Origin of the sequence: Paenibacillus sp. AR247, from assembly GCF_002968895.1 — a bacterium.
GTDB classification, from domain to species: domain Bacteria; phylum Bacillota; class Bacilli; order Paenibacillales; family Paenibacillaceae; genus Paenibacillus_AQ; species Paenibacillus_AQ favisporus.
Window position 1 is genome coordinate 345,082 of sequence record NZ_PCZT01000006.1, and the last position, 12,229, is coordinate 357,310.

The window sequence follows — 12,229 nt, forward strand, 5'->3', positions numbered from 1 at the left end:
CGCCAAGCTGTCCCTCGACGCGAACATCGAAATCTGGAACACACTTGGTTTTGACCCGATCAATATGGACGTATGGAATATGAAGGACGTGACGCATAATCCCGAAAACCAATTCGTGAAATATTTCGTCAACAACCCGTTTGACGTGCTGAACGATATCAAGGATGAAATCCGTCTGATCAAATCGACGCCGGCTTCGCCGACGATCAACAACGTGCTGTACACGACGACGCTCAACGAAATTTTCGAGGACGGACGTGACATTAAGGAAGCGCTGGACGATGCGCAGGCGCAGATCGAACAGGAACTGAAATAGCCGGCGTGCCCGGAACCAGAGCTGCTCTTGTCTTTTCGGGGAGCGGCTCTTTTTCAAACAGAAAGGAGTAGAGACATGATCAAGCGTTTTATATATTCGCAAAAGGTCGCCCCGTATGTGTTCGTGTTCCCGTTTGTCGCCATTTTTCTGGTGTTCTGGGTTTACCCGCTGCTCAGCTCGTTCGGCATGAGTTTCCAGCATGTCACCCTGGGGCAGGAGGCCGAGTGGACAGGGATGGACAACTATCAGAAGCTGATGGGGGACAGCGTGTTCCTGAAGTCGATCGGCAACAGCGCGCTGTATATGGTGCTGACGCTGGTCATTCTGATTCCGTTTCCGATGCTGCTTGCGGTGCTGATCAACAACAAATGGATGTGGGGCCGCGAATTTTTTAAATCGGCTTTCTTCTTTCCTGCACTGACATCCGTGGTGGTGGCTGGGACGATCTTCCGCCTGATGTTCGGGGAGATGGAAGGGTCGCTGATCAACAGCGTCCTTGGCGTCTTCGGTATCGAGCCGGTGAAATTTCTGAAAGGGCATCTGACCGGTTTTGTTGCGCTGCTCGCCCTGGCGACCTGGCGGTGGACGGGAGTTAACATCCTTTACTTCCTGTCGGGTCTTAAAAATATTCCGGAGGAATACTACGAAGCCGCCTCGATCGACGGCGCCTCCGCTTTCCAGAAATTCACCAGAATCACGATGCCGCTGCTGAAACCGACCACGATTTATGTGCTTACGATCAGCATTTATGCGGGACTGGCCATGTTTATCGAAAGCCTCATGCTGTGGAACGGCAACAACTCGCCGAAAAACATCGGCCTCACGATCGTCGGCTACTTGTACCGCCAAGGGATCGAGAAGAACAATCTCGGCTACGCCGCCGCGGTCGGCATTGTGCTGCTCGCCGTGACGATGATCATCAATCTGACGCAGCTGGCGTTCTCCGGCATGTTTAAGAAGGAGGATTAGGGATGAAAAAGAACACCGCGCTCAACATCGTCCTCGTCGTCATTTTCGCCGTCATCTGCTTCCTGATCTTGCTGCCGTTCTACGCTATAACGCTCGCTTCCTTCAAGCCCGGCGAAGAGTTGATCCGGTACGGATTGAACCTGAAGCTTGACTTCTCGGTCATGAGTCTGGACAACTTTGTTTTCTTGTTCACGGGGGATCATGCGTATTTTACGTGGTTCTTCAACTCGCTGCTGCTGACCGTGGTGCAGGTCGTTCTGACGCTGCTGGTCAGCGCGACGGTAGCTTACGGCTTTGCCGCTTATGATTTTAAGGGGAAAAATATCCTTTTTATCTGCGTGCTGCTGATCATGATGGTTCCTTTTGAAATATTGCTGCTTCCTTTATATACGCTTACCTTTAACCTTGGCATGATGAACTCGTACTCGGCAATTATTTTGCCAGGCATCGCCAATGCGGCGACGATTTTCTTCTTCAGGCAGTACCTGTCCGGCATTCCGAAAGAGATTATCGCCTCCGGCCGGGTGGACGGTGCGAGCGAATACGGCATTTACGCCAGGCTGATCCTGCCTGTCATGAAGCCTTCCTTCGCCGCGATGGCCATTCTCAACGGCATGAACAGCTGGAATAACTTTTATGGTCCGTTTATGGTGCTGAGCGATTCGCACAAGTACACGCTGCCGATCGGTTTGAAGACGCTGCTGACGCCGTACGGCAACAGCAAGGTATAGATAGGCGTCGATCGTCAAGTCTGTAAAGTCGGTGTGCCATGGTGGATGGATCACACTTAAGCCCAAACCGCCGACGATCATCGCCCAGCCGACAAAGACGAGGGAATCGTATTGCTTCAGCAGCGGGACGGCATACAAGGTGTAGAACGCCAAGGCCGCGCCTGATAAAACACCCCAAACTACGGCTGGGAATGGCACGGAAAGCTCCGAGATCGAGCCGTTGGTTAATAAAAGAAGCAACCCGCTAAAGCTAGGATCACGGTGAGTAAGTCTTTTCGCGTGAAAACCATTTGCTTCCGCAGCATTAAATAGAGGATGATCATGACAGGCGCCAAATACTGCAGCAGTGTTGCCACAGCGGCATTTCCATGTTGAATCGACGCCATATACGTATATTGAACTGATAGCATGCCAACCAATCCGAAAACAATGAGCCGCAAAGCGGTCCGACTGTTTCTCCATACCCCAACGATTTGCGAGCGGTCTTTGACCCAAAATTGAATGGTTAACAGTAAAATACCGGCGATGAGCAGGCGTACTGTGACCAGTCCGTTAACATCGATTGCGGTTTGCTCAAAGAGCTTTTTGGCGACGGTGCCGCTCACTCCCCAAAATATCGCTCCTGTAATGACCAGAAATAACCCTTTCCTTCTAGCTGAAAGCTTCATAGACTGATTCTCCGCCTTAAATATAATAATAGTGTTATAATAGGTAAAAAAATCTCGTTCGGAATACCGAAAATTGGATATAAAAATATAACAATATTGAGGTGGTGGTTATTTGCAAATTAAAGATTTCAGGATTGGCGGCAATTTGAAGGAATTAACCGAGCACCGGACGGTCGTGCTTCCGGTTGCCTGCTACGGAACGACGATTAACCAAAACATACACGGTCATATTCCGCTTCATTGGCATGATGAATTGCAATTCGTTCGGGTTGTCAAAGGGGAGGCCGAGTTCCAAATTAACGAAGAGAAGCTCGTTGTTCGGCAAGGAGAAGGGGTCTTCATCAACAGCGGCTGCCTGCACATGGCGGAAGATCGGAACGCATCGGGCTGCATGTATATTTGCCTGAATGTCTCCCCTGACTTTGTCGTATCACGGGAGCTATATGCAGCCTATGTGGCTCAGTATATTCAAGCGACGAATCTGCCTTATGTATACATCGATCCTAATCAGGCTTGGGGCGCCAATATTTTAGATGCCTTGGTGAACATTCATCAATGGATTCAGCATCAACCGCCATACTTTGAACTGGATATGACGATGAAGCTGGCTTTCATTTGGAAAAACCTGATCCTGAACGGATTTCAACTGCAATATGACCAGGTGGAAGCTGTAAAAAACGAGCGGATGAAGCAGATGTTGAGCTGGATCGATATCCATTACGCCGAAAAAATCGCGTTAAATGATATTGCCAGAGCCGGTCAATTGAGCCGCTCGGAATGCTGCCGCTATTTTAAACGAATGCTTAATACGACTCCGCTGAATTATGTGACCGATTACAGGCTTCAGAAAAGCGCAGTCCTCCTGCAGCAATCCGATTCCAGTATTACCGAGGTGGCTTACCAAGTTGGATTTAACAGCACCAGCTACTTTATAGAAAAATTCAGAAATGCGATGAATATGACACCACTTGCTTACAAGAAATGTAAAATGGATGCACGTTCATAATCGGAACGCGGCGAGGACAGCCGGTCAATGAGACCGGCTGCTTTGTATGTTCAAAAAGGCCTCTGCAGCGAGCGACAGAGACGATTGCTTTCTGACAGCTACGCCTACATGTCGGTCCGGCAGCGGAACTTCCATAGAAAGCTCCAATAAAGCACCCTCATCAATCTTTGAAGCTACAAACGCTCTCGGCAAAATAGCGGCCCCATACCCCCGCTCGGCAAACTCCGCCAGCATATCCAAGCTGTTCAGCTCGAAATCGGCCGCCGCTTCCACGCCTTGGGATTGAAACCAGGCTTCGATATAGGAGCGGGTCGCACTTCCCTGGGACAGCATTAACAGGGGAAGCTCGGCCAATTGTGCAGCGGACAAGGGGGCTTTTGCCAGAGCGGCAAAGGGTTTCCCTGCCACCACACCATACGGCGAGACAAAAGTATCCACGACCTGAATCTCCGCTTCCTTCACCGGAAGATAAACGTAGCCCAGATCAAGTAAGCCCTGCTGTAACTGCTCCAAAATCTGATCGGTCTTTTGCTGTGAAACTTGGACCCGGATGTTGGGGTATTGGAAACGGAAAATATCGAGTAGTGGAACGATATAGTCGCGGATGATCGCTCCGTTGGCACCGATCCGCAACCGCCCTTCGTTCAGCTGTCCCAACTGCTTCATGTATCGTTCGGCGTGATCCAGTTTATCGAATACTTGTCTGACTTGATCGTACAAGGCATGCCCTTCTTCTGTTAAAACGATTCCTTTGGACAAGCGGTCGAACAGCTTAACTCCAAGCGCGTCTTCCAGCTGCTTGATCGCATAACTGACGGAGGGCTGTGTCATATTTAAGCGCTGGGCGGCTTTCGTCATATTCAATGTTTCCGAAGCATGAAGAAAAATCCGGTACCATTCCGTGTTAATCATCATTTGGCATCAATCCATTCTATGGCAAGAGTCGAAAATTACAATTTCATTTATTACAAGTATACCTCTAAACTAGTACATAAGGACAATACATGATGTTAGATAGAATGAACTAAAGAGATAGAAGTTCAATGCAAATCTTTAGTTCAATCTATACGGAGGGGGAACTTTTATGCCGGGAAGTACTTTTGGTGAACGGTTTAAAATGACGACGTTTGGTGAATCGCATGGAGAAGCCATTGGCGTCATTATCGAAGGCGTCACTCCAGGCCTTGAACTGAACGAGGACGATATTCAGGTTCAGATGGATCGCAGAAAGCCGGGGCAGTCTTCAGTCACAACGCCGCGTAAAGAATATGATAAGGTCCGGATTTTATCCGGTGTATTTGAAGGCCGGACAACAGGGACTCCGCTCAGCGTGATGCTGAACAATACGGACATGCGTCCGTCCGCATACGATGACATCAAACAGATGTATCGCCCGGGGCATGCGGACTTTTCTTATGATCAGAAATATGGAATTCGGGACTACCGGGGCAGCGGAAGAGCTTCCGGAAGGGAAACCGCGGCACGGGTCGCGGCCGGAGCGGTTGCGCGGAAACTGCTGGAACGGCGGGGAGTCTCCGTCATGGCCTATACGACCGAGGTCGCCGGTATCCGCTGCGAAACCTTCCATCCCGATGCCATCGAACAAAATCCTGTTCGCGCCTGTGATCCTGAAGCGGCGGCGAAGATGATTGCGCGGATCGAACAACTCGCGGCAGAGGGCGACAGCTGCGGCGGCATCGTTGAATGCCGGATCAGCGGCGCTGCGGCAGGGCTTGGTGAGCCTGTGTTTGATAAGCTGGATGCTGAGCTGGCCAAAGCCATGCTTTCGATCGGCGCGATCAAAGGGATCGAGTTCGGAACCGGTTTCCAGGCGGCATCCATGCTGGGAAGCGAACACAACGATCAAATGGACGAGAACGGGTTTATTACGAACCATGCCGGAGGCGTTATCGGTGGAATCAGCACCGGGGCCGACATCATTTTCCGGGTTGTCGTGAAACCGACTTCGTCGATCTCCAAACCTCAACGAACTGTGGATACGGAAGGAAACGAAAGAGAAATCACAACGATCGGAAGGCATGATCCGTGCATCTGTCCGCGGGTCGTACCGGTGATTGAAGCAATGGCCTGTATGGTGATCGAAGATCACTATAAAAGGCAAGCGGCGCTGCTGTACTAGCTTCATTCGAGGGTAAAGTTGACTTAACCTATTCATTGCCTATATCCGTTACATGATCAAGTGGTATGATGACGACAGATCAGGGGCGCGCATCTGATACTGAAACATCAATCATTTGTGTATGTAAAGGGGATCTGCACATGAGTAAGGATCATATCATTAAGTCCATGCTTTCCGAACAGGTGAGCATGACACCCAACGGATTTCTCGCCGATGCGTTAAATCCACAGCAATTTGCCAAAGTCTACGAATTGTTTTTTGACAGCATCTTAAAAATCAGCGCATCAGATATAGCGGGCGTCGAAGGCTACGGTGAGTTCAATGAGAATTGTAAAACGGAGTATAGCACCTGCAGAGAGTTTCTCGTTGACACATTCGCGGATGATAAAGAAGGATATTGGTATCATTGGAAGGAACTCTATGATACGACGCTTCTGGATCGTGAATTTGTCGAAAAATACTTGATGGAGATGGAAGCCAGAATTGAGTATTGTGAAGGCAGACGTTATTTAGTGAACAATAATACGTTTTTTGAAATTATGATCACCGATGGAAAAACGCAGGTTGGTTTCCCTGACTGGAGCCGGTCCGGCATATGCGACTTCCTTCTGGATTTTGCCATTATGGACTTAAATAAGCCCTATTTGAACATTCCTGAATTGTTATTCGAATATTGCGGTAAACGAAACATCGTCATCCCGGATTTTAAAGAAAGATTTTTATGTATGGCGTATTATAAGGGAATCGATGTTTTGCGGTGGCATGCGTCGATCGATGACGAGGAATCGTGCATGTCCATCATGAAATCCATCAGCGAACTGAAGGATCGAATTTACGCTTTATAAAGGATGATCGTATGAAATATGAAAATGCCGGCGAGGTCCTACCTGAGGAGCTGCTGAAAGAAATCCAGAAATACGCCGCCGGGAAACTGCTGTATATTCCGAAGGGTAAGGAGAAAAAAGGATGGGGGGAAACGTCCGGCTACCGGGATCGCCTGCTGAGGCGAAATGTGATGATCCGCAACAAATATGCCAATGGGATGACGGTTTCGGAGCTTGCGGACGAGTACTTCTTATCCCTGGATTCCATAAAGAAAATCATTTATTCGAAGAAACATGACAGGCATATCACTTATGCTCCGACGGTACGCTCGGCAGTACAATATGCGAATAACGGGCTGCTGGAAGAATGGATTCAGTGCTACCTGATGCTGACGAGGCAGGTGGCTTCGGCTCTGCATGATTATTTAGGAGAGAAGAATCATTATTTTGGCGTCGTCAAGTTTCCATTACGCCTGATCCAGATGGATGGAAAACAGCTAGAGGCAGATGATTCGGCTGAAGCGGATGATCACGCTGCGGATCTTCCGCCTCTTCTTATTGAATATGAAAGAGGCAAATTTTACTGTATCGAACAGAAAGGACTTCTCGCCAGACTAAAACGGCGCAAAGTAAATGCTTATTCCACAATCATTGTCTTAAAGGAATCGGCGGATTATAAAAGGTTCATGAAGCACTATGGTCACGTGCTGTTTTTTATAGATCATGCATGATGATGAGCGCGGATGCGGAAAAATTTACAATTTAATGAGAAGGAATTTATCCTGTGCCCCGAGAATGCTTATTTACCACAATCGAAGGGGCTACAGGGGATGCATATCGAATCCAACCTAATACTCAATGTTTTCATCATATTACTGCCTATCATGTTCTATCGTTTTGTGTGTAAATCGAAAAAAACCGTACTCTATTTCCTGCTGTTTCTTGTACCTTTGATCATCACGATGTCGTTCCCTGTCAAAGTGTTTAATACGTTTTTAGATTTGCGGGGAATACCGCTTGTGGTGGGCTCCTTATACGGCGGGGTGTACAGCGCCTTACTGTTATTCGCCAGCGCAATTATTTATCGACAAGTATTGGGTGATATTCATATTGTTTATTATACGCTGTCCCTATTGCCTACATTGGTGCTCGTATGCCTGACGATTCCAGTATTTAACCGTGGGAGCTTCATGAAGCGGATGGTGATCGTGTTGGGCCTTTGCTTTTTTTTACGTATTACCGTCTTAAATATTTATTATTTGCTTGATAGCAATCCATCGTATTTCCTGCACTCATTTGTGCCATCCTTGCCAATCGTTCTGATGCAGTGCGCAATGTCGGTTTTATTGGTGTACATATTGGAAACGGTCCGTCGCGACGTGAAAATTCAAGAAGAGATGATCGAAGCCGAGAAACTGAAGGTCGTCAGCGAAATCGCCGCATCGGTCGCTCATGAAGTACGAAATCCGCTCACTACTGTGCGGGGATTTGTTCAACTATTGGGTGAGCCGTCCTTAACGGATCAGAAGCGTAAAGAATTTTCCCTCATTACCCTCGTGGAATTGGATCGGGCGGGATCGATCATTTCCGATTACCTGTCGTTAGCCAAACCTCAAAACCAGAAGCTCGAACCGATTTCACTGAACGAAGAGTTATTGGAAACCTCCCATGTGCTGAGCTCCTATGCTAATTTACAAAATGTGAAAATGGTCACCGAATTTCATTCATCCGGTACCATTTATGGAGACAAATCCAAGTTAAGGCAAGCTATCATTAATTTGTGCAAAAATGCGGTTGAAGCGATGCCTGACGGCGGTACTTTAACGATTAAATACTTTGTGGATGAAAGCGACAATAAGGCCAGAATCTATATCTCGGATACAGGCGTAGGCATGACAAAAGAGCAGGTCAAAAGGCTGGGATCCCCATATTACTCCACCAAGTTAAAAGGCACGGGGCTCGGAACCATGGTGACTTTCAATATCATACGCGAGATGAACGGACAGATTTCGATTGAAAGCAAGGAAGGCGAAGGAACTACTTTTATCATTAAATTGCCGCTGTATACCGAAAAAGAGGACGCTGCTCATAGTAAGTAACGGATGATGTAGAAGGTACATATCAAGGTACATATTTTTCATAGATGGCTTGCACAAGCAAGATGATCCCTAATAGATTTTGACTTCGGGGAATGTTTGTCTACATATCCGAATTATTTATAATGTAAGGGAACTATATTTTTCAATGTGAAGGGGTTCGTCATATGTATGGAATTATGGCTGTTTCCGGCTTATCTTTCCTTCTGGTTGCCGTACTTACGCCATTGCTGATTTGGACCTTGCGCAGGTTGAAGCTGACGCAGCCGATCCGCGCCGAGCTTCCGGCAGATCATCAAGCCAAACGCGGTACACCGCTGATGGCCGGATTAATCCTGCTAATCGGGGTAGCGATTTCGCTGCAATCACAACCGGCATCCCTCATGCTGCTCCTATGCGCTACGTTTCTGTTGTTCAGCTCGGTTGGCTTTCTCGATGACTTCAAAAAGGCCTTCTGGCAAGACCCAGCCGGCATTTCCGGCCGTACGAAGCTGGTGCTTCAATTTGCTTTTACGGGAATCCTGTTGTATGTATTGCTTCATTCCTTTGGTGTAACGAGTGATATCGCGCTGTTTCAAGGATACCATCTGCAGCTGCCTGTTTACGTATATGTGGCCATCATACTGCTGTTTGTGGTAGGTTCTGCGAATGCGATCAACTTTACGGATGGATTGGACGGACTGCTGATCAATGTGGCGATTCCGACGTATTTTTTCTTCTTTTTTGATTTCGGACAAACCTGAGGTGCAGACATTTTCGCTGGTGATGATCGGCTGTTTGCTTGGACTATTTCTTTACAACATCTATCCGGCAAGGGCGTTTATGGGGGATACGGGATCGATGGCGATCGGAGGGTCGCTTTCCATTTTGGCCGTTATTGAAAAGGTTGAAATATTGATACCGATCTTGTTTTTTATCTATCTTGCGGAGCAGTTGTCGGTCATTTTGCAGGTGTGGTATTACAAAAAGACGAAGCTGCGGTTATTTCGAATGACCCCGATCCATTTCCATTTCAGTCTGAAATATGGATGGAGCGAGAACAAAATTGTTACGATCTTCGGTTTCATTTCGTGGATTTGTGTGCTGATATGCTGGCTGATCTGGAAATACGTGATGCATTGAGCGATAGATTGATTGATATGAGGCAGCAGCGGTCAGGGGACCGGCTGCTTTTTTGTGCTATTCTTGTAGCAGTCAAACTTATCGATGATTGAGGAATGAAGCGATGGAGGAGGGAGCGTCATGGCCAAGTGCTGGACGAACGGAACCATCTACACGATGGAACAGGAACATAAGACGGTTGAAGCGGTAATGACCGAAGGAGGACGCATCATTGATGCTGGCGATAAGCGGGAACTGAAAGAGAGATTTCACGGCAGGATCGACGAGGTGATCGATCTTGGCGGGGGCACCATGTTCCCTGGATTTGTGGACAGTCACATTCACCTGATCGGCCACGGAGAGACCTTTCTCAAGCTGCAGCTTTCCGGTCTGAAGCACCGGGGCGAGCTGCTGGACAAGATTGCCGGACAAGCCCGGCGCCTTCCGCCAGGCACGTGGATCATCGGGGAAGGATGGAACGAAAATGAGTGGGAGGAAGCGCTCCTCCCGACTAGAGTGGAGCTGGACCGGGTCGCTCCGAATAATCCCGTGATGCTGCGGCGGGTCTGCCGGCACGTGCTGACCGTCAATACACTGACCCTGCAGGAGACCGGCGTTAATGAAGACACAGAGGTGCCAAGCGGCGGAGTCGCGGGAAAAGGCAGTGACGGATGCTTAGACGGTATTTTTAAGGAGCAGGCCCAGGATCTGATCCTGCATCGGATGCCCGGCGTGACTCAGAGCTACCTGGAAACCGCGCTGACGATGGCGATTGAGGACTGCTGGAGACAGGGAATCACTGGCTGCCATACGGAAGATCTGAGCTACTATGGCGGCTGTACCCGAACGCTGCAAGCGTTCCAAAAGGTCATTATGGAGGGGCAAAAGAAATTCAGAACGCATTTTCTGATCCACCATCTTGCGCTTGATGAATGGCTCGAGGAAGGAAGACGGCTTGTGCCGGAATCCGAGTTCCTCGAATACGGGGCGATGAAGCTGTTTGCGGACGGATCCCTGGGCGGAAGAACGGCCTTGCTCAGCCGCCCCTACGCAGATGATCCAACCACGAGCGGCGTGGCCGTTCATTCGGATGAGGAGCTGGACCGGCTGGTGGCTAAGGCAAGGAGCGCTGGGCTTGCGGCGGCTGCGCATGCCATTGGCGACGGGGCCGCAGAGAAGGTGCTGCGCGCGTTTGCCGCACATCCATGCCCAGCGGGCAGGAGAGACCGGCTGATTCACGGGCAGATTTTGCGGGATGAGCTGCTGGCGCAGCTGAAGGAGCTGCCTGTTATCGTCGACATTCAGCCGAGCTTTGTCACCTCTGATTTTCCGTGGGTGCTGGATCGGATCGGCGATGCGAAGGGGCTGCATTTATACGCTTGGCAGACACTGCTTCGCAGCGGGATTCCTTGTGCCGGCGGATCGGATGCGCCGATCGAAAGCGTCTCGCCTCTCCTTGGCATATATGCTGCCGTAACCCGTATGAAGCCGGGGAATGCACAAAAGACCATGTATGGTCCCGATGAGCGGCTCAGCATGTATGAAGCGATCTCGCTGTATACGACAGGCAGTGCCTATGCAGCAGGCCATGAACTTGACCGGGGACGGATTCAGCCGGGATATGCCGCTGATTTTACCGTTTTGGAACGGGACCCGTTCGGCGAACCTCCGGAATCCATTTTGGAAAATAAGGTTCGGATGACGGTTGTCGATGAAACGATCGTATACGGATAGCCCGGTGGGAAGGAACACAGCCGTTGAAGGCGAAAGAAGCGTACTTTTGCTGCTAGGTCAACTTAAGACTGAGTAAATTGAAGTTGTTTTATTCCAAAAACTCACTATATGAAAAATTCATAATAGAAAAATCGTCACAACACCGATCCTAGATTATCCGAGCTATATCACCATCACAACGTACTTAACAGCAGGACATTTGGAAAAAAGGAGCTACGAAAAACCATAATTTATATGATGTTAACTTAAAGATCAAGCATAAATGTGGTTATTCGAGCTTTTAAAGGTCGGTTCATACACGTGAGCAAGGAATCGATAACCTATTACCAGAGGAAATCCTTGTTCGGATCGGAGGCGAGAATGGATGAAAGAAGGTTGGGAGCGAACGGAGCAGCCGCTGGAACTAAGTCTGGAAGAACTGAATCAGATCGCAGCCCCTGCATTTCATGGCCGTGAGATACTCTCATCCCGGCGAATAGGCGTAGGTCTCAGCAACTCCAATTACAAAATTCAGGTAGAGGGGGACGGCAGGCCGTATGTATTGAGATTTTTTCGCCGGGGGTAAAGACATTGCCGGCAAAGAAGTCGCCCTTACCCGGCTCGTTCGGGAACGGGTACCGGTCGCCGAATTTGTGTATGCCGAT

At 49.0% G+C, this 12,229-nt stretch carries 10 protein-coding genes and 3 pseudogenes; 11 read left to right on the forward strand and 2 right to left on the reverse strand.

The window, feature by feature from the left end; translation table 11 throughout:
• The 3 genes and pseudogenes from CPT76_RS06590 to CPT76_RS06600 all read left to right on the forward strand — a co-directional run.
• A pseudogene (locus tag CPT76_RS06590) lies at positions 1–316 on the forward strand (ABC transporter substrate-binding protein); the annotation flags it as partial.
• Between the two features lie 75 nt (positions 317–391).
• Positions 392–1,285 (forward strand): carbohydrate ABC transporter permease, encoded by an 894-nt coding sequence (locus CPT76_RS06595; protein WP_105442313.1) that lies wholly within the window; start codon positions 392–394, stop codon positions 1,283–1,285.
• A gap of 2 nt (positions 1,286–1,287) precedes the next feature.
• The gene (locus tag CPT76_RS06600; protein WP_105442314.1) at positions 1,288–2,016 is read left to right on the forward strand and encodes a carbohydrate ABC transporter permease; all 729 of its coding nucleotides are present in this window, start codon (positions 1,288–1,290) and stop codon (positions 2,014–2,016) included.
• Here the strand turns inward: CPT76_RS06600 and CPT76_RS06605 are convergent.
• Positions 1,996–2,684, reverse strand: a pseudogene (locus CPT76_RS06605) (EamA family transporter); the annotation flags it as partial. The gene CPT76_RS06600 and the pseudogene CPT76_RS06605 sit on opposite strands and share 21 nt — an antisense overlap.
• Before the next feature lie 112 nt (positions 2,685–2,796).
• Between CPT76_RS06605 and CPT76_RS06610 the strand changes: the two are divergent.
• Entirely contained in the window at positions 2,797–3,690 is an 894-nt protein-coding gene (locus CPT76_RS06610; RefSeq protein WP_105442315.1) for an AraC family transcriptional regulator, read from the forward strand.
• A gap of 24 nt (positions 3,691–3,714) precedes the next feature.
• On the opposite strand, the gene CPT76_RS06615 is transcribed toward CPT76_RS06610, so the two are convergent.
• Positions 3,715–4,605 (reverse strand): LysR family transcriptional regulator, encoded by an 891-nt coding sequence (locus tag CPT76_RS06615; protein ID WP_105442316.1) that lies wholly within the window; start codon positions 4,603–4,605, stop codon positions 3,715–3,717.
• 169 nt (positions 4,606–4,774) lie between these two features.
• On the opposite strand from CPT76_RS06615, the gene aroC reads away from it, so the two are divergent.
• The 7 genes and pseudogenes from aroC to CPT76_RS06650 all read left to right on the forward strand — a co-directional run bounded on the left by aroC (position 4,775) and on the right by CPT76_RS06650 (position 12,150).
• Positions 4,775–5,830, forward strand: coding sequence for a chorismate synthase (gene aroC, locus CPT76_RS06620; protein WP_105442317.1), 1,056 nt, complete (start codon positions 4,775–4,777; stop codon positions 5,828–5,830).
• 65 nt (positions 5,831–5,895) lie between these two features.
• The gene (locus tag CPT76_RS06625; protein ID WP_258168151.1) at positions 5,896–6,675 is read left to right on the forward strand and encodes a hypothetical protein; all 780 of its coding nucleotides are present in this window, start codon (positions 5,896–5,898) and stop codon (positions 6,673–6,675) included.
• Between the two features lie 11 nt (positions 6,676–6,686).
• The gene (locus CPT76_RS41255) at positions 6,687–7,385 is read left to right on the forward strand and encodes a CD3324 family protein (RefSeq protein ID WP_308737530.1); all 699 of its coding nucleotides are present in this window, start codon (positions 6,687–6,689) and stop codon (positions 7,383–7,385) included.
• Between the two features lie 12 nt (positions 7,386–7,397).
• A complete protein-coding gene (locus CPT76_RS06635) occupies positions 7,398–8,753 on the forward strand; it encodes an ATP-binding protein (RefSeq protein ID WP_105442319.1) in 1,356 nt (451 codons plus the stop codon).
• 164 nt (positions 8,754–8,917) lie between these two features.
• A pseudogene (gene mraY, locus CPT76_RS06640) lies at positions 8,918–9,872 on the forward strand (phospho-N-acetylmuramoyl-pentapeptide-transferase).
• Between the two features lie 120 nt (positions 9,873–9,992).
• Positions 9,993–11,585 (forward strand): amidohydrolase, encoded by a 1,593-nt coding sequence (locus CPT76_RS06645; RefSeq protein ID WP_105442320.1) that lies wholly within the window; start codon positions 9,993–9,995, stop codon positions 11,583–11,585.
• A 364-nt stretch (positions 11,586–11,949) separates the two neighbouring features.
• Positions 11,950–12,150, forward strand: a complete 201-nt coding sequence (locus CPT76_RS06650; protein ID WP_105442321.1) for a hypothetical protein — start codon at positions 11,950–11,952, stop codon at positions 12,148–12,150.
• Positions 12,151–12,229 lie beyond the last annotated feature (79 nt).